This is a genomic window from Streptomyces sp. SID13666 (assembly GCF_010548325.1).
GTDB lineage: Bacteria > Actinomycetota > Actinomycetes > Streptomycetales > Streptomycetaceae > Actinacidiphila > Actinacidiphila fildesensis.
In genome coordinates this window covers 20,329-36,856 of sequence record NZ_JAAGLX010000063.1, presented here as the reverse complement: position 1 = coordinate 36,856, position 16,528 = coordinate 20,329, and the positions used below count along the sequence as shown (strand labels likewise).

The 16,528-nt window shown below is 69.7% G+C and carries 17 protein-coding genes and 1 pseudogene; 13 read left to right on the top strand and 5 right to left on the bottom strand.

Annotated features, from left to right (window positions below; translation table 11 throughout):
* Positions 1 to 292: 292 nt before the first annotated feature.
* Positions 293 to 489: pseudogene (locus G3I60_RS46075) on the top strand (hypothetical protein); the annotation flags it as partial.
* Positions 490 to 493: 4 nt separating this feature from the next.
* Here G3I60_RS46075 and G3I60_RS40160 read toward each other — a convergent pair.
* Complete coding sequence (locus G3I60_RS40160; RefSeq protein ID WP_164608437.1) at positions 494 to 1,066, bottom strand: hypothetical protein; 573 nt, start codon at positions 1,064 to 1,066, stop codon at positions 494 to 496.
* An 806-nt stretch (positions 1,067 to 1,872) separates the two neighbouring features.
* Between G3I60_RS40160 and G3I60_RS40155 the strand changes: the two genes are divergently transcribed.
* The 10 genes from G3I60_RS40155 (at position 1,873) to G3I60_RS40110 (ending at position 10,228) form a co-directional block, all read left to right on the top strand.
* On the top strand, positions 1,873 to 2,781 hold the full coding sequence (locus tag G3I60_RS40155; RefSeq protein ID WP_164608436.1) for a helix-turn-helix domain-containing protein: 909 nt from the start codon (positions 1,873 to 1,875) through the stop codon (positions 2,779 to 2,781).
* A gap of 2 nt (positions 2,782 to 2,783) precedes the next feature.
* Entirely contained in the window at positions 2,784 to 3,485 is a 702-nt protein-coding gene (locus G3I60_RS40150; RefSeq protein WP_164608435.1) for a hypothetical protein, read from the top strand.
* A gap of 141 nt (positions 3,486 to 3,626) precedes the next feature.
* Positions 3,627 to 4,247 (top strand): WhiB family transcriptional regulator, encoded by a 621-nt coding sequence (locus tag G3I60_RS40145; RefSeq protein ID WP_164608434.1) that lies wholly within the window; start codon positions 3,627 to 3,629, stop codon positions 4,245 to 4,247.
* Positions 4,244 to 5,899, top strand: coding sequence for a hypothetical protein (locus G3I60_RS40140; protein WP_164608433.1), 1,656 nt, complete (start codon positions 4,244 to 4,246; stop codon positions 5,897 to 5,899). Before G3I60_RS40145 ends, G3I60_RS40140 begins: the two co-directional genes overlap by 4 nt.
* Entirely contained in the window at positions 5,896 to 6,087 is a 192-nt protein-coding gene (locus tag G3I60_RS40135) for a hypothetical protein (RefSeq protein WP_164608432.1), read from the top strand. Before G3I60_RS40140 ends, G3I60_RS40135 begins: the two co-directional genes overlap by 4 nt.
* Before the next feature lie 99 nt (positions 6,088 to 6,186).
* Positions 6,187 to 6,420: a hypothetical protein gene (locus G3I60_RS40130; RefSeq protein WP_164608431.1), complete on the top strand. Its 234-nt coding sequence runs from the start codon at positions 6,187 to 6,189 to the stop codon at positions 6,418 to 6,420.
* 326 nt (positions 6,421 to 6,746) lie between these two features.
* Positions 6,747 to 7,034 carry a mobilization protein gene (locus G3I60_RS40125; RefSeq protein WP_164608430.1) on the top strand — a complete coding sequence of 96 codons (288 nt, stop codon included), beginning with the start codon at positions 6,747 to 6,749 and terminating at the stop codon, positions 7,032 to 7,034.
* A complete protein-coding gene (locus G3I60_RS40120; protein WP_203675035.1) occupies positions 7,031 to 8,761 on the top strand; it encodes a relaxase/mobilization nuclease domain-containing protein in 1,731 nt (576 codons plus the stop codon). The genes G3I60_RS40125 and G3I60_RS40120 overlap by 4 nt, the downstream gene beginning before the upstream one ends.
* A gap of 244 nt (positions 8,762 to 9,005) precedes the next feature.
* Complete coding sequence (locus tag G3I60_RS40115) at positions 9,006 to 9,449, top strand: hypothetical protein (RefSeq protein ID WP_164608441.1); 444 nt, start codon at positions 9,006 to 9,008, stop codon at positions 9,447 to 9,449.
* A 77-nt stretch (positions 9,450 to 9,526) separates the two neighbouring features.
* Complete coding sequence (locus G3I60_RS40110; protein ID WP_164608429.1) at positions 9,527 to 10,228, top strand: hypothetical protein; 702 nt, start codon at positions 9,527 to 9,529, stop codon at positions 10,226 to 10,228.
* A gap of 183 nt (positions 10,229 to 10,411) precedes the next feature.
* Here G3I60_RS40110 and G3I60_RS40105 read toward each other — a convergent pair whose 3' ends face one another.
* Positions 10,412 to 11,230: a DUF317 domain-containing protein gene (locus G3I60_RS40105; RefSeq protein ID WP_164608428.1), complete on the bottom strand. Its 819-nt coding sequence runs from the start codon at positions 11,228 to 11,230 to the stop codon at positions 10,412 to 10,414.
* A 15-nt stretch (positions 11,231 to 11,245) separates the two neighbouring features.
* Complete coding sequence (locus tag G3I60_RS40100; RefSeq protein ID WP_164608427.1) at positions 11,246 to 11,536, bottom strand: hypothetical protein; 291 nt, start codon at positions 11,534 to 11,536, stop codon at positions 11,246 to 11,248.
* 656 nt (positions 11,537 to 12,192) lie between these two features.
* Between G3I60_RS40100 and G3I60_RS40095 the strand changes: the two genes are divergently transcribed.
* Entirely contained in the window at positions 12,193 to 13,719 is a 1,527-nt protein-coding gene (locus tag G3I60_RS40095; protein WP_239070873.1) for an AAA family ATPase, read from the top strand.
* Positions 13,719 to 14,630: an HNH endonuclease gene (locus G3I60_RS40090; RefSeq protein WP_164608426.1), complete on the top strand. Its 912-nt coding sequence runs from the start codon at positions 13,719 to 13,721 to the stop codon at positions 14,628 to 14,630. The genes G3I60_RS40095 and G3I60_RS40090 overlap by 1 nt, the downstream gene beginning before the upstream one ends.
* A gap of 188 nt (positions 14,631 to 14,818) precedes the next feature.
* On the opposite strand, the gene G3I60_RS40085 is transcribed toward G3I60_RS40090, so the two are convergent.
* Complete coding sequence (locus G3I60_RS40085; protein WP_164608425.1) at positions 14,819 to 15,853, bottom strand: SpaA isopeptide-forming pilin-related protein; 1,035 nt, start codon at positions 15,851 to 15,853, stop codon at positions 14,819 to 14,821.
* Positions 15,854 to 15,977: 124 nt separating this feature from the next.
* Positions 15,978 to 16,445 carry a hypothetical protein gene (locus tag G3I60_RS40080; protein WP_269288283.1) on the bottom strand — a complete coding sequence of 156 codons (468 nt, stop codon included), beginning with the start codon at positions 16,443 to 16,445 and terminating at the stop codon, positions 15,978 to 15,980.
* Positions 16,446 to 16,528: the final 83 nt, after the last annotated feature.

The window sequence follows — 16,528 nt, the reverse complement described above, 5'->3', positions numbered from 1 at the left end:
TCGACACTCACATGATCACTGCGACCGTGCCTGCACTGCTTCCCGACCCCACCCCGCAGACACGAAACCCGGCATCACGTCGACACCCGACGAAACCGGACCGATCACGATCTTGCGAAGGACCCTGACACAACGGGACCGCAAGGAACCGGGGTGACAGGAAGGGGAGATGGCCGTGCATATTGGCCTCGCAGGGTCAGCGCAGTGACGCCCAACCGGGTTTGGTGTGCGTCGCGGCCAGTCGGTTCACGAGCCGTTGCAGCATGTGACACGAGAGAAGGCGCTTTGAAGATCATTGTGGAAGATCAGCGTGGACGCTGCCGTCGCCAGCGCCGTGGTGACCATGCTCGCCGTGGTGCACACGCCGTGGTGGATTCTCGCCTACGACGTGGTGCTGGCTGTCTGCTGGACGCGTTGTCGTACCACACGGTGGCCCAGGCCCTGGCCGGCGCGGGGCTGGGCATGGCAACCGCCAGCCTCTGGCTGTGAGGTGTCAGTTGGGCTGCGGGCCGGGTCGATCGCGCTCCGCCTGCTCCAACACCGCCGCGAGAGCGGCCAGCATCTGCGGCGAGACACCCATCTCCTCAGCGCCGCGGGCCGCCATCGCGAAGCCCTGACCGCTGGCCGCCAGGCGCTGGATGCCTTCCACGACCTGGCGCGCCACCACGTCGTCGGACTGGAAGACCATGGGCGAGACACCCAGGACCTCCCCGAGCCCGTCCAGGAACACCACCCTGTCGGCCGCGCCGCCCAGGAGGTCGGCAAGCTCCCTCTCCCCCGAGCGCAGGGCGCCGAACTCGGCGGCGCTCAGAAGCTGTCGCCCGGCGCCGGCGTTGATGCGTCCCATGATCTCCGCGTCGCCGGGAACCTCGTCGGCCGCGAAGCGGCTGCCGAGAAGGAAGGTGCTCCTTCCGGCCAGGGTCTCGGGCATCGAGGGCCCGGCCGGCACGGCGGCCGGCGCGATGCCGAAGCTACGGTCCTGCGCCACCAGAAGATCCTTCTCGGTGACGTGGTACGCCTTCGCGAGGAGCGGCTCGTAAGCGGGGATCGAGCCGCCGGCGGCCACGCTCCTCATTGCTGACCGGAACATGACTGGTCCCGAGCAGGGCCGCGGCCTCCACCTGGGTGAGCCCCGCATCGCAGCGCAGATCCAACAGATCCGGATCACCCGTACGCGGAAAGACCTCGCTGCAGTCGAGTCCGCAACAGGTGCTGGCACCGGCCAGCCTACTGGCCGCCCCCCATCACCGAATCGAGAGGACGTAGGGGAGTGTCGCACCTGCCGTCACGCCAGGAAGGCGCGTCGCCGAGAGCGCCTTGGCGCCGGCCGCCTCCCCCAAGGGTGCCCGGCGACTGCCCGGACAGTTATGGGGACAGATCACAGTCCGTGAGAGCCAGCGCCTCTGGGCAGCAGCACAGAGGGTTGCTCCGTCACTTTCTGCAACCAATACAGAGTTTGAGAACCAACTCTAGACCTTGACACAGCTCCTTGCGTATGTTCGTCGTCCCCCGGGCAACCTGCCCGGCTGCGACTGCGAGGAGTGAGCGGCACACGGACCGGACCGCATAGGTCGAGAAACAGCGGCGGCGCCCGAGAGCGACAACTCCCGGACGCCGAGCGCTTCACGGCATAGACCCGCCCCGGCAAGGGCGGAGATTGCCCACCATCACCACGCTGATCCCTTCCAGGGGCGTCTCAGCGTGGCATCACTGCAAAGGGGATTCTTGCATGCCTCCCGCCCTGCGCAAAAGGCCCACCCGACGGGCCTGCACGGCAACCAGCCCGACCTCGGCCCTGTACCGCCCCGGTCCGGAGAACAACACCGCGCCCCGTCCAGGCCGTCCGCTCCGCTCCGGCAACGGGAGTGGCCGATGAGCGCCGACGCCCGCGAATGGGTATGGGAGCACAGCTCCAGCCGGGGGGTCGCACGCCTGGTCCTGCTGTCGATCGCCGACCGGGTCCCCGACGAGCAGGGCGTGGCCTGGGCCTCCCTGGGCAGCCTGGTCGAGCGCACGAACGCCTCGCGGACCGCAGTGCGTGCGGCGCTGAAAGCCCTCACGGACGGCGACGAGCTGCAGCTGCTCGCCGACTACCAGGGCCCGCAGCGGGCCACGGTCTACCGCCTGCCACGCGCCGCCGCCTTCCTGGCCAAGCTCGCCGTGCTCAGGAAGGAAGAGCCGAACGTGCGCGTCGACCAGGTCGAGTCCTGCGCCACGGACCCGGTGCCCAAGCTGGTGCCGGAGAAGCTCCAGCGGTACGGGATCTGGCCCGTCAAGGGTACGGAATCCGACCCCTCGCAACGGAATCCGACCGGTGCGAAATCCGACCCCTCGCGACGGAATCCGACCCCTCGACGGTACGGAATCCGCACCCCCGAGGGTACGGATTCCGCCCCCCAGAACCGTAGTGAACCGAAGGTGAACCGTAGGTACAGCAGTAGGGCTGGCACCGTCACCTCGGCCAGCGAGTGGAAGGTCGACCCAGAAACCCACACCTGGATCCGCCAGCAAGGGCACCTCGATCGCCTCGGCGAGGAGGGCCTGCAGGCGGCCGACGCGAAGTGGCGGGCCCACCGCGCCGACCGCGGCGTGAAGTCGGCGGGAGTGTGGGCTGCCGACTGGCGCTCCTGGGTCGCCCGGGAGCACCCCCCGGGCCGCCCGAATCTCTACGCCCTGCCCGGCAAGGGCCCCGCACAGCCGGGCGGGATGACCCGCGCCGAGGCCCACACCGCAGCGCTCCTCGCCGCTCTCGACGACGAGCCGACCGCAACGGAGGGCTGACCATGGACCGCCGCGAAATCGCCGCCCTGCTGGCCTACATCGGCCGACTCGACCCCCGCACCAGCCGCACCGACCCAGGCGAGGCCCGCGACCAGCTCGCCCAGTGGCACGAGCTGCTCGGCGACGTGCCGATGGCCACACCGCACGGCTGGGACGCCCGCATCGCTGCCCGCAGCCACATCCGCATCTCGCCGTACCCGATCGTGGCGGCCGATATCGGCCGCCCGTGGGAGAGCTACCGGCGCGACCGGCTGGGACGGCACACCGACCCCACCCCGGCCGTGGACCCGGACGACCAGGCCGCCTGGACCGCCGCCCTGGTCAGCGCCCGGCACGCGGTGGCCACCGGCTGTGCGCAGCCCGTGCAGTACCGGGCCATCGCCAGCGGGCAGCGCGATCCGGAACTGGAAGCACGGCTGCGGGAGGTCGGCTCCTGCATACCGCCCGCCCCCCGGGCAGCCCTCGCGCGCTACCGGCCCGCCCGCGCAGCTCGCGAGGAGGCCGTCGCCCAGGGCCGGCCCGACGCCCTCGCGGTGCGCTGCGACTGGTGCCTGGCCCCGATCGATGAGCCGTGCCGCCGTCGGCGGACCGGCCCCGACGGGAAAGCACGCGGAACCGCCCCGTGTGCCAAAGCGCACCCCAGCCGCCTCGACCTCGCCACCGCCCAGCACAACCAGCAGGCCCAGCAGCCCTCGATGGCCTGATCGCCCCGCCCTGCCGGCGCACCGCCACCGTCCTGCCCCGGCTGCGGCGCCTGCCCTGCGCCGCAGCCGGCACCCGCCCGACGCCCGCGTCCTTCTCCCGCCGACCCGACCGGCCGACGCGGCAGCACATCGGAGACCACCATGCGCCACATCACCACCCACCACACGCCACCCACGGGCCTGCGCGGCATCGGCGACACCAGCTGGCACACCCGCGGGGCGTGCCATGGCATGGACGTCGAGGACGCCGACGCCGTGTTCTTCCCCGGGCCCCGGGACCACGACGACATCGCCGAGGCGAAGGAGCTGTGTGGCTGGTGCCCGGTGCGCCGCGACTGCCTCAACTTCGCCCTGGAGAACGTCCTCAAGGAGGGCATCTGGGGCGGGCTCACCGAAGCCGAACGGCGCCCCTGGCACGACGGGCTGCACAAACGCACCGACTACACCCGCGTGATCGCGTTCTTCAACGGGCGCGACGTGCACCTGACCGAGGACGAGCGCCAGCTCGTCATCGACCACGCCTACGTCCGCGGCTGGCGGACCGCCCGGCTCGCCGGCGCCCTGCAGATCAGCCCCAAGCACGCCCGCGACCTGCTCCGCCAGGCCGCCCTCAAAGTCTTCGACCGCGACCGCACCTACGGCGTGCCCAAGCCCAAGAAGAAGCGGAAGCGCAAGTCGGCTGTCCCGACGACTACCCAGCCCGGCACCCAGCAGCCGGCGGCGCCGGCCTCGGCGCACGCCCCCCTCGGAAAGGCCGCATGACCCACCCAGTCCTGTCCCTTGGTGCCGCTCCGGATCTGCCACTCCTCCTCGCGATCGGCGCTCCCCTCGCCGCCCTCGCCCTGGTGCTGACCGGGTGGGCGATCCGGCGTCGGATCACCCACCCGCAGAGACGTCTCGGCAGCCCGGCGGTCAAGGTCGCAGCCCTCGCCGCGCTCGGCTGCACCGCCTACAGCGCGGACACGAGCTGGCGGTTCGCCGCGGACTTCCTCGACATCGCCGGCACCGCCGAGCGCGTCGGGATGTTCGCCGCCGCCGAACTCGCTTTGTTCGCGACCGCCCTGATGGCCCGGGAGCACTTGGCCAGCGAGGGGGCGCCGGGCCTGCCGGGCACGCTGGTCTGGGTGATCACCGGGGTGCAGGTGATCCCCGCCTACGCCGAGAGCGGGCTGGTCGGCGGCACGGTCCGGGCCTTCGTCGGGCCGATCATGGCGGCGGTGCTCTGGCACCTGGCCATGGGCATCGAACTGCGCCTGCGCACCCCGGGCGCAGCCTCCCAGGGGCTGCTCGCCACCTTGGGACGGGAGGCGCGCGAGCGGCTGCTGTCCCGCCTGGGCATCGCTGCCCGAGACCGCGACGCCGCGCAGATCACCCGCGACCGAGCCACCACGCGCGCGGTCGCCCTGGCCGCCCGCCTCGCAGAACGCACGCCCGGGCAGCAGCAGGGAGTGCGCGGCCGACGACTCACCCGACGGTTGTCGAAGGCTCTGGGCAGGGCCGCGGTCGGCACTGACCCCGTCCAGCGCGCGCAGCTGCTCGACCAGCTCGCCGCCCGCCGGCACGCCCTCACCCTCGCCACGGTCCCGCTCCCCTCCCCCTGGTCCCCACACCACACCAGCAGCGGAACGCCCACAACGGTCCCCCACCCAAACCCCTCCAGTACGGCGGTTCCCGTCGGCGGTCATCCCCACGGTCCCGCCGCACTGACCAGGGACCGGGGACCGCACAGGACAGGGGGACCGGTCCCCGGAACCGAGGACCGGAACTCGGGGACCGAAGCCGGCCGACCGGAGCTGGACCAGGGGCACGACGGCAGTGCGGGGACCGACCGACCCGAGGTTGAAGCCCCAGCTCAGGCCCCTGAATCGACTCGGAGACCGGGGGACACCGAGTCGGGGACCGGCCTCGCCGGGGACCGGGGACCGAACGGGACCGAGTCGGGGACCGAACCCATTGGGGACCGGGGACCGGGCCACACCAACGCGGGGACCGACCCCACCGGGGACCGGGGACCGAGCGGGACCGAGTGGGGGACCGAACCTATCGGGGACCGGGGACCGGGCCACACCAACGCGGGGACCGAGCCGTCCGGAGATCGGGGACCGACGGTGGGGCACAAGGTTCCCCTGCGGCGGAATCCGACCACGAAGGCCAAGGGCAAGCGCAGTGGCTGGTCCCGCAGCCCGCAGGCGCAGCGTGCGTCGGAGCAGTCGGTGGACCAGCTCGCCCAGCAGGTCCGCCCCCACGTCCCCGCTTTGCTCGCACGCGACGGCAACGAAGCGGTTACCCGGGTCCAGCTGCGGGAGATCCTGCGGCGCGAGGGCCTGACAGGGGGCCGAAACGACCGACTGAGCCTTGTCCTGCAGCACCTGCGGAGCGACAACACCAACCAGACGAGGAGCACTACCCGATGAAGACCTGCCAGCAGTTCAAGACCGTCCGCGCGGAGTACGAGCGGGAGATCGGCTTCATGCTCGCCCACTCTCTACGGCACGAGGGCAGGCCGGCGGCGAAGTCCAGCGCCACGCAAGCCGCATCGACCAAGGCACGGATGGCCCGGGCACTCAACAGCCACGTCGGACGCTGCCCCGAATGCGGCTGAAACCGCACAAAAAGTAGGCCATACCGGTAGTCCGCAAGCAGATGGCTTGGCTCCGTACCGGGCCATCGCCACCTACACCGTTCCACGAAGGAGATCGCCGTGACGCATTCAACTACGCCCGACCAGTTCGAGGACCACCTGATCTGGGCGTTCCTGCACACCTTCCTCCAGTGCGGGCTGCTCCATTCGGCAGTCGACGGTCCCGAGGGACAGTGGTTCGTCCAGGTCGCCCCGAACGAGCGGATCCATCATCTGACCGACACGGAGGATGCGGTCGAGTTCATCCGCGACATCCTGGCAATCGTCGACGAAGCACAGGGCGGTGGACTGTGACGAACCCGAACGTGAGCCCTTCCGCCCCGGAACCTGTTCGTGACCTCAACTCGGCTTCGGGGCGAGCAAGATGGAGGTTCGGACACTCCCCCCAGGGGGGCGTGTCCGAACCTGTCCCCGCCCCTGGGGTGGCGGGGCCCGACCGGCACCAGGGGGCGCCGGACGGGAAGGCTGCGACCGAGGGCGGATCGCAGCCAGGAACCGCCCCCAAGGGGCGGCCCAAGGGAAGAGCACGCCCGCGCGATAAGAAGCAGCGCCGTGCCCACAGCGTCCGTCTCAACCCCACCGAGCACGCCCTCATCCAGGCCGGAGCAGACACCGTCGGCATGAGTGTCGCCGGCTTCCTCGCCTATTGCGGCCTGGCCATGGCCCGTGACCAGTCTCGTACTGCCGTCGCCATCGCCACCGAGCACGATGTACTCACCGAACTGTTCGCGATGCGGCGCCAGCTCGGCTGGGCCGGCAGCAACCTCAATCAGGCAGCCAAGGTTCTCAACTCCGGCGCCGACGTGCCCCACCTGACGGACGTGATCGCTGACATTCACCGGGCGGCCGACGCGGTGAGAGCCGCAGCGGGCAGGGTGGCCAACCGGCAAGCAGACGAGGCGCTTTGATTCCCCAGATTCACAAACAGGGTTCCAACACGCTGGGACTGCTGCACTATCTCTACGGCAAGGGCACCCACGAGGAACACATCGACCCACACCTCGTCGCCTCCTTCGACGGCATGTCCCCCGACCCCGGCCGGGATGCCACCGTCACGAAGAAGGACCTTCAAGAACTGCTCGACCAGCCCCTCCACCTCCTGCCCGCGGACCAACGGCCCGACAAGCACGTCTGGCACTGCTCGGTGCGTGCCGCACCCGACGACCCGATCCTGACCGACGAGCAGTGGGCGGACATCGCCCGTCGCATCGTCGCCGCCACCGGCATCGACCCACACGACGGCGCGGGCTGCCGCTGGGCTGCGGTTCGTCACGCTGACGACCACATCCACATCGTCGCCACGCTCGTCCGCGAAGACGGCCGACGCCCCGACCACCACCGCTCCGGCAAACGGGCCCAAGCCGAAGCCCGCCTCATCGAACAGGAACTCGGACTCCACCGTGTCGCGCCTGGCGACGGCACCGCCGCGAAGCGACCCACCAGCGCCGAACTCCACAAGGCCAAGCGCCAGGGCCGCGAGCGCACCGCCCGCGAAGAACTGCGCGAGACGGTACGCCGTGCCGTGGCCGGCGCGACCAGCGAGAGCGAGTTCTTCGAGCGGCTCGCCGCTGCCGGCCTCCTGATCCGTCAGCGCGCCGCGCCCTCCGGAGACCTCCTCGGATACAAGGTCGCCCTGCCCGACGACCTCAACAAGGACGGCGAGCCCGTGTTCTACCCCGGCGCGCGCCTCGCCCCCGACCTCTCCCTACCCCGCATCCGCGAGCGCTGGTCCGCCGATGGCGACGAGATCTCCTCGACAGGTACTGCCGACCGCGCAACACCCAACAGCCCCTCCCCCGCGCGCCGGCGGACCGCGTCGGCTGCCTGGACTGCGATCACGGTCGTTGAACACGGCGACGACGCCGTCGCCGCCGCCCACATCGCGGCAGCCGGCGAGGTCCTGGACGCCCTCGCGAAGACCTCCGCCGCCCACACCCGGCGGGAACTGCGGGACGCCGCATTCGCGTTCGAGCGGGCCTCGCGCTCCCACGTGCGGGCCGAGCGCGGACACGACCGTGCCCTGCGCCAGGCCGCCCGCGACCTCGTCCACGGCGGACCAGCCCTCGGCCGAGGCGAAGACGGTGCAACGACCGCGATGGCCATCGACATGCTTTTCTTCCTCATCACCGCCACCGCCCACTGGCACGCCAAGAAGGGGCACGCCCAACAGGCCGCCGCCGCCCGCCAAGCCGCCGAGCACCTGCGCTCCGCCTACCAAGCAGCCGCTGCCCAACCCCTCGCAGTCCTCTACCAGCACGGGCGACGCCTGAACCGGCCCCGGCTCCAGAAGCAGACCGCGCTGCTGCGCGCGGCGCTGCCGGACCTGGCCGAACAGATCCTCGGCGAGCCCGGCTGGTACGCCCTGGCCGCAACCATCGCGGACACCGAAGCCGCCGGCTACGACCCCGCCACGCTCCTGTCCGACGCCGTACAGCGCCGCGAACTCGACACGGCCGGCTCGGTGAGCGAGGTGCTGGTGTGGCGGCTGCGGCGTCTGGCAGATCTGCCCGCTGACGCCTCCGGAGTCCCCGATCACAGCTCGGCGAAGGGCCCGTCCACTGTGTTTCCTGCGGCGTCCCGCCCCGCCTCATCCGGCCGGCAGCGCGGCGAAGAGGCCGCGGGCAACACGCGCTGAACTGTGCCCGCCGCGCTCGTCCGCAGATCATGCACACGGCCGACACCAGGGAGACCACGACCATCCGGCCGGCGATCCACACCATGACCGTCCGCCACGACGGCAGAAGGCCCAATCACGCCGGGAGTCCGATGCCCCTTCGGGCACTTGGTGCGGCGGGACTGTGGGCTTTGTGAGTTGAAGCTGTCCGGGAACTGGGGGACGATCATGACGCGTGCAGGACGAGACGAGGGAGGACGCCAGGGTGTTTCACCGGATACGCCGCCGTGCGAAGGAGCCCAGCGAGGCACAGCGCCGGTTCTTCGAGCTGTCGGCGCAGATGCAGGGACAGGTACCGCCGGAGGTCGCGCGCGTGCGGGCCGACCTGGAGCACGCCGTGCCGACCGCCGCGGTGGACGACTTCCTCCCCCCCGAGCTGCGCGTGCCGAGCCACGATCAGGTCGCAGGCCGGATCACCTCCTGGAAGCAGCCGCTCGTCATCGACGGCAAGATGGTCGCCTGCGCCACGTGCGGGACGTACCGGGACTGGCTCATCCTCTCCGCCCACGACCAGATCTGGCTGCGCTGCCGGGCCGGCCACCAGCAGCAGGAGAGCCGCCTCAACACCGCCTGGTACAACCGGCACACCGGCCCCGCGGACGCGACGCACGCCACGTTCGAGGACTGCCTGCGCCACCTCGGCCACTGACCCCCACCCCTACGACCCCGCCGGGCCAGCGGCCCGCACTGACCACCCGCCACCTAGCACCAAGGGGTCGTTCGACCATGCGCGTTCGCATCGCTATATCCGCCGTTGGCCTCACCGCCGTCACGCTCCTCACCGTGCCCGCCTGCACCACCGACAACACCCAGGCCAAGGCCGGCCCCGCCTCCTCAGCCCGGACCGAAAAGCCGGGCAGTGCCGCCCCAACCGCCGCCCCGCTGTCGTCAGCCTCCCTGGAATCTCGACTCCTCGACGCGAGTGACCTCGGCAGCGGCTACCTGCGCAAGCCCGACCAGCCGGCCCGGCACGACGACGTGGCCGTCGTCGGCTGCCCCGCCCTGAGCAAGGTGGGCGGCGATGCCGCGACAGGCGGCTCGCTCGACTTCCCACGCAAAGCGGAGGCCACCTTCACCTACGCCGGCGGCCCGGACTCGGAGGTCTCCGAGGAGCTGTACAGCGACAGCCCGACCAAGCTGTCCGACGGCATCAGCCGCATTTTCAACGCCATGACGGGATGCCCCACTTATCAGGTCATCGTGGGCGGCACGAGGATCGATATGGCCTCGCAGAAGCTGGCCGTACCCGGCCGACTCGGCGAGGAGCAGTGGAGCCAGCTCCTGACGTTCTCCGCGGGTGGGCGGGACACCGTGGTGAAGCAGACCGCGATTCGTGACGGCAGCATCCTGCTGATCGTCTCCGGCTCCCCGGCCCTCGTCGACCGCCATGTCGACAAGGCCCTCGGCAAGGCGACGACAGCAGGCTGACCAACCCCGGACGTGCTGCTGCCCCCGACCTTCGTGGTCGGGGGCAGCAGCACGTCGTGACCATGATGCAAAGAGCGGGTCCCTGACTTCACTGCCGATGCGTGCTCCAGAGAATCCAAAAGCCCGGCCTTCCCTTTCGGGAAGGCCGGGCTCCATACGTTAGATCGAGAGCGATCTCGAAGGCTAGGCCGGGGCCCGGAGCAGTCGCTCCCGGGTGGCCTCGGGCAGCACCCGGCGTAGGACCGGTGCGGTGGAGCTGAGGGAGGCGGCGAAGGACGCGACGAGATCGTGGGGCGCACTGGCGCCGAATGACGCGGCCCACAAGCACGGTGCGCCCAGCGCGGGCTCGGCCCACGCCTGCCACCCGGCCAGGCCCGCCTCATCGGCCTCGGCGGTCAGGGCGCGCGGGTCGGCGTCCTGGATGAGGGGCGGAACCTCGCCGAGGCTGAGGTATGAGGTGAACGACGGGTCCGTGGCTCCCGTGTGGGGCTGGTCGATGTCGCGGAGCCAGCCGTGTCCGGTCACTGCGTCGAGGACCATCTCGGGGCCGGCGAGCGGCACGGCGGGCTGGTCGCGGGCGTCGAGCGCGACGAGGAAGTCGACGAGGACCTCCCCGGGGACGTCAGGGGTGAAGTAGGCCGACCACGCGGCGAGCGGGCTGCTGGTGTCCGCGCGAGCGGAGACCTGCCAAGCGATCGGCAGGTCCCCCAGATAGAACGGCTCATCCGCCAGAGCCCATTGGGCCCAGCGCAGCGTGTCGGGGCTGATGTACAGGACGGTACTGCGCAGGACCTGCCGGTCCTGCGGTGCCTCGTCCCGCTCACGCCGTCCGCGGACGATCGTCAGGCTCGTCCAGCCCAGGCCGGTGAGGGCGTCTGCGACGGCGTCGTAGAAACGCCCGTCGTCACCGGCCAGGTGCCGGGGACCGACCCAGTACGCGGGGGTGGCACCGCGCGGGGTGGGCGGGTCGATCGGGTAATCGGGGTGCAGGAGCGCCTCCAAGTGCTAGGTGCGGTTCTACTGGCCGCGTGCGGTGCGGTGGGGGCGGCGCGGGGGTGCCTGGACGGGGCCCTGCCAGGTCAGGGCGACAGCGACCTCGGGTGGCAGATGGCCGAGCTGGGTGTCGGCATCCCGCCCTTCAGCGAGGTAGACGACGGGACGGCCGGTCTCGTCCACGGACGGTAGGACCTGTGCAAGGCGGTGCGCCATGGGGAAGAACGGGTTCATTGCCAGCCGGACCGGCAGGTCTCGGTCGCAGGCGGACAAAAGGTCGATGAGATCGCCGACGGTCGTCTCCGTGTGTGTCACGGAAAGCCTCCTGGTGTGGGAAAAGCAGTGCGTGGTGGAATTGTCATACCGGTAGCAACCGGAAGGCCGTCCTCGGACATCCAATTCGAGCCTCCGGCGTGAGACACGCCGCGATTTCGTCAGGACGCACGCCATGGCCGAGGCAACGATCTCGGTCCAGCCGAGTGGAAACCAGCCGAGGCATAGGCGGCCATCCTTGCTGCTGACGCGCGTCCCCGGTCGTCCACGATTAGGTGCATCTCGGCGGAGATTTGGTCCAGGACGGGCATGGGCTGGGCCGGGCCGAACTCCCCTCACGTTGCGGGGCTCGGCGGTGGTGGTGGGGAATCCGGGACTAACGGGAGCCACGGGCACGAGCAATCGATGCTCTGACCTGGCACTTCCTGCAAGTTGATCTAGGTTGACATGCCCCTGCCCGCGTTGGCCAGTCTTTCGGGACTCTTTCCTGTCTGCCTCTGGCGAACTGCTGTCCTTCGCCATCCATTCGAGGCGTTCGACAGCGAACCCAGCCGCAGGGCCATTCGTTGGACAGACGGTTCTGGCCGAGACCGGCTGGGACGGTGGAACCCTCGCCAAGCACCGCCAGCCCAGCGTTGCACCGCGCGCTTTAGGATCGTCTGGTCACAAAGAGAACCATCAAGTGGGAGGGCGCAGCCTTGCGTTTCGCGGTTATCAATGAACGCAGGGGCGAGGGGGATCCCGTACGGGATGACAGCGTCGATGCCCTGCTCGTCGAGGATGCATGGGACGACTTCGGGTACCGCACCATGTTCACATTGCGCCTCCGCTCCAGTGGCGGATGGACCGATGTCGGCACGGTGAAGATCGGCCACGTGTCGATGGACAGCGACGAGCAGAACAGGGTTCCTCTGCCGGAGCGCTTCAGCCGACTGGACGCGTCCTACTTCTCCGTGGGCCAGGACGAGAGCTACTACAACACGCTGCGCGAGATAGCCGGTCCGGTCCGCGTGGAGGTGCTTGAAGCGCTCCGGGACATCGCTTTCGATGACCACGCTTTCGGTATCGCCTTGGACCACGATGTGACCCGGACGTCGCTGCTGCGCTTCGTGAAGATGTCCACCGTGCGCGGTCAACTGCAGCGCATCGCCCGCGGTGGAGTGCGCCAGGTGAGCTTCGACATCGCCTACGAGCCGCCGCTACCGCCGGAGACGGAACCCGTGCGCTTCCGGTTCCAGGTCGAGCCCGGCTCCCACCCGGCCAGCAATGTGCACGCCCTGACCGGGCGCAACGGCGTTGGTAAGTCGTACGTCCTGTCCCATCTGGCCCGCGCCGTCGCCGCAGCCGAGCCGCAGCCGCGGGTGCTCGGGCAGGTCATCGAGTACGACCGCGAAGGCCGCTCCTTCGCCAACCTGGTGACCGTCTCGTTCAGCGCCTTCGACGACGACTTCCCCCTTGTCGAGGGCGACGAGATGTTCGTCGCCTCCTATGTGGGCCTGCGCGTCCAGGGCTCGCGGTCGCCGAGGTTCAAGACCCCAGGCGGTCTACGGAAGGACTTCGCGCAGGGCATGAAAGCGTGCTTGACGCGCGAGCGCAGTGCCCTATGGATCAAGGCGCTGCGAATCCTCGACTATCCGGGCAGCGGGCTGCTGCAGGAGGGGTGGCTGGAGAATTTCGAGAACACCGTCAGCGTGCGCAGCCGCGAGACCAAGGCACGGCGGCTGTTCCGACGGCTCAGTGCGGGCCACCGGATCGTTCTGCTCACCATGACTCGGCTGATCGAGCACGTCAGCGAGCGGACCCTGGTCATCATCGACGAGCCGGAGACCCACCTTCATCCGCCCCTGCTCGCCGCGTTCATGCGGGCCCTGTCCGAGCTGCTGTCCGACCGCAACGGGCTTGCCATCGTGGCCACGCATTCACCAGTGGTGCTCCAGGAGATTCCGGCCTACTGCGTCTGGAAACTGTGGCGTTATGGCGATCAGCTGGGTGCCGCACAGCCCCGCATCGAGACCTACGGGGAGAATGTGGGGGTCCTGACCCACGAAGTCTTCGGTCTGGAGCTCACCGAGGCTGGCTTCCTTCACGAGCTGCGTCGCCTCGTTGAGGCCGGCTACGCGTACGACGACGTCCTGGGCCACTTCCGCGGACGGCTTGGCGGTGAGGCGCAATTGGTGCTCAGCGCCTTGATCGGCCATCGCGACGAAGTGGAGGAACAGATCTGATGCAGCACCTGGACCCGCCAGCACTCGATGCCCGTGACGTGTACACCACGTGTATCGCCAACGCCCGGTTCCGAACCAGAAAGAAGCTGGAAGCGTTCACTGATGACGTGGTCGACGCGGCCGAGATCTACGAGGGAGCCGCTCGCGGCCAGGCCCTGCACACCCTCACGGGCCTCGCGGCCCAGCCCCACGCTCTCACCGACCGCAAGGTTCTGGAGGGCGTGTATACCGATCGCATGGTCAGGGATCGTGCCCCGGGCCGTCGTATCTATGAGGCGCTCAGGGGCACGACCGACGATGAAGGCCGCCGGCGGGAGAACCGGTGCCCCCTGTGCGGGGAGGGCCTGGTCACGACGCTGGACCACCATCTCCCCAAGAGCCACTACCCGCTCCTGAGCGTGGTCCCGGTCAACCTCGTTCCCGCCTGCGGCGACTGCAACAAGATCAAGCTCGACGCGGTCCCCATCAGCGCAGGCGACCAAACTCTGCACCCCTACTTCGACGACTTCTCCCACTACGCCTGGCTCCGCGCCCGTATTCGGAGGCCGCGGGGCAGCGAGAAGCTGTCCGTGAAGTTCTTCGTCGCCCCCCACCCTGAATGGGACGCCACGCTCACCGCCCGGCTCGGCAGCCATTTGAAAGTGTTCGACCTGGATTTCCGCTACAGCCTCCTGGTCAGCAGCCACATCGCGGCCACCAACCACGGACTCATGATCATGCCTAGCAAGTACATCGCGCCCATGCTGGCGCGCAGAGCTGAGGGTTGGCGCTGCCGGGGCAACCCCAACACTATGGGGTGTGCCCTGTTCAAGGCCCTGGCCGCCGATGAGTGGTACGTCAACGGCGGCTGGGGCGAACCGAGCCCAGGGGTGAACCTCGACCTCGACTACCCGGACGAAACCCTCGACTGATCGCGTTTCGGTCGCCGATACCTCGAAGGTTGATTCGAAGGCATGCCACAGGCTCCGAGACACGATCCTCTGGCCACGGGGCGATGTAGAGCCTCGAGTCCAACAGGACTCAGCGCAACCGCGTAGAGCGGATACGCAGCAGGCCCCCGGGGGTCCCGGGGGCCTGCAGATCGAGGGATGACTGTCGGTTAGCTGCTCTCGCGGTTGTCGTCCGGCTCAGGCTCGGCCGACTTGCGGCGGCGGGCAGCGATCAGGGCGCCGCCACCAGCGGCGACGAGGAGTCCTCCGGCGCCCACTATCCACCCAGTGGCATCGGCGCCGGTGTGCGCGAGGGACCCTACCGGCGCCTTCGGCGTTCCTTCCTTGGCTGTGACTGCGGTCGGGAATGGTGAGGGCTCAGTAGCCGATGGGGCGGAGTCGGCGGGTGCGGTGGATGGGCTGCCGGAGGGCCCATCGGTCGGCTTGTCCACAGGCGGGGACGGGGCGGTGGTGGGCTTGTCTGTGGGGTCGGGCTTTGGGGTGGTTGCGGTCTTGGAGTTATTGACGGTGACGGTAACTACGGCGCCGGGGGTGGCGGTGAACGCTTTCGCGGGCTTGTAGAGGTCATAGCCCTGCGGGGCGCTGACCTGCTTGACCCAGAAGTCGGCCTTACGGCTCGTCACGGGCAGCTCTGCGGTGGCTGTTCCCTGCGGTCCGGTGGTGAGAGTCAGCAGGGTCTCGCTGCCCGTTCCGATGTTGACGGTGGAGCCGGGGAGCAGCTTTCCGGTCTTGTCATCCTTGGCCTGGAGGAGAACCTTGGCGGCCTTGAACGGGTCGGTGATCGTCAGCGGTGTGGTCGCGCCGGGGGTGACGATGACGTCCTGGTCGGCGGCGACCTCGTGGAGCGCACTGCCGGAGGAGGTTTCCTTCAGCCGGTACACGCCGGGAGCGAGATCGGGGAAGGTCAAATTGCCGTGCGCGTCCGTCTTTCCGCGTCCGGCTTCCCGGCCGGTGGAGTCGAGCAGCACGAAGGTGGCGCCGGGGAGGACGTTCCCGGCCGCGTCCTTGTTGGTGATCACGATGCTGCCCACTTTCGCGGCCGGTATCTGGGCGGGAGCACTGGAGGCCGAGGGGATCGGCTGGGATGGCTGGGCGGTCGCGGCCGGCGCCCAGGTGAGGGTGCCGGTCACTGCGGCGGCGAGGGCAGCGGATCGGACGGCGCTGCGGGCGATACGAGCATGCACGAAGAGGAAGGCTCCTTGATCAAGGGGTGGGGAGTGGGAGGTTCATCGGGTCCCGCCTGCGCGGGGCGGGAGGCGGGCGGGCTGGGAAGAGGATGTCTGGGGCGGCGCAGAACGCTGGCGCGGCTCAGCGGGCGTGGCCACCAGGGGCGTGGGTGGCAGGCGGGGCGGGAACCTCGCGGGCGGTTCGGCCCGCAGCACGCCTTGCCGCGACCGCTCGCCAAGCGCCGGGGAACCAGACGGCGGTGTACTGCTGGATGGCATCGCGCAACCCGGTGGTGACGGCGCCCTCCCACGGTGGCTGACCCGGGCGGTGGTAGGTGTCGAACGTGCCGTACCGCTTGGTGTTCTTGGAGGTGTTGGCGGCCTCGTCGCGGCGGTGAAAGGTGCCGTGGTCCACGAAGCTGAGGGCCACCGCGTCGATCTCGCCCCGGTCCGGGTGGATGACCGCCAGGCGCAGTCCGCCGTAGGTGCCCGCGTGGATGGTGCCGGTGAAGGCGATCCGCAGCCGCAGCGGTCCATCCGGGGTGGGGGAGGCGAAGTACGTGGCGCCTACCACGGTGCTGTGGCGAAAGGGGAGGCTGGTTTTGTTCACGAGTACGAGCAGCAGATGTTCACCACTTTGGGAGGCACTTGAGCGGGCCACGGAATCGAACAGAAGGGCTTTGTGGGCATCGC

Coding starts and splice junctions, on each gene's coding strand:
- G3I60_RS40150 (WP_164608435.1), top strand. CDS start 2,784: ATGGACCGCCGCGAAATCGCCGCCCTGCTGGCCTACATCGGCCGACTC.
- G3I60_RS40145 (WP_164608434.1), top strand. CDS start 3,627: ATGCGCCACATCACCACCCACCACACGCCACCCACGGGCCTGCGCGGC.
- G3I60_RS40110 (WP_164608429.1), top strand. CDS start 9,527: ATGCGCGTTCGCATCGCTATATCCGCCGTTGGCCTCACCGCCGTCACG.
- G3I60_RS40135 (WP_164608432.1), top strand. CDS start 5,896: ATGAAGACCTGCCAGCAGTTCAAGACCGTCCGCGCGGAGTACGAGCGG.
- G3I60_RS40125 (WP_164608430.1), top strand. CDS start 6,747: ATGAGTGTCGCCGGCTTCCTCGCCTATTGCGGCCTGGCCATGGCCCGT.
- G3I60_RS40155 (WP_164608436.1), top strand. CDS start 1,873: ATGAGCGCCGACGCCCGCGAATGGGTATGGGAGCACAGCTCCAGCCGG.
- G3I60_RS40140 (WP_164608433.1), top strand. CDS start 4,244: ATGACCCACCCAGTCCTGTCCCTTGGTGCCGCTCCGGATCTGCCACTC.
- G3I60_RS40090 (WP_164608426.1), top strand. CDS start 13,719: ATGCAGCACCTGGACCCGCCAGCACTCGATGCCCGTGACGTGTACACC.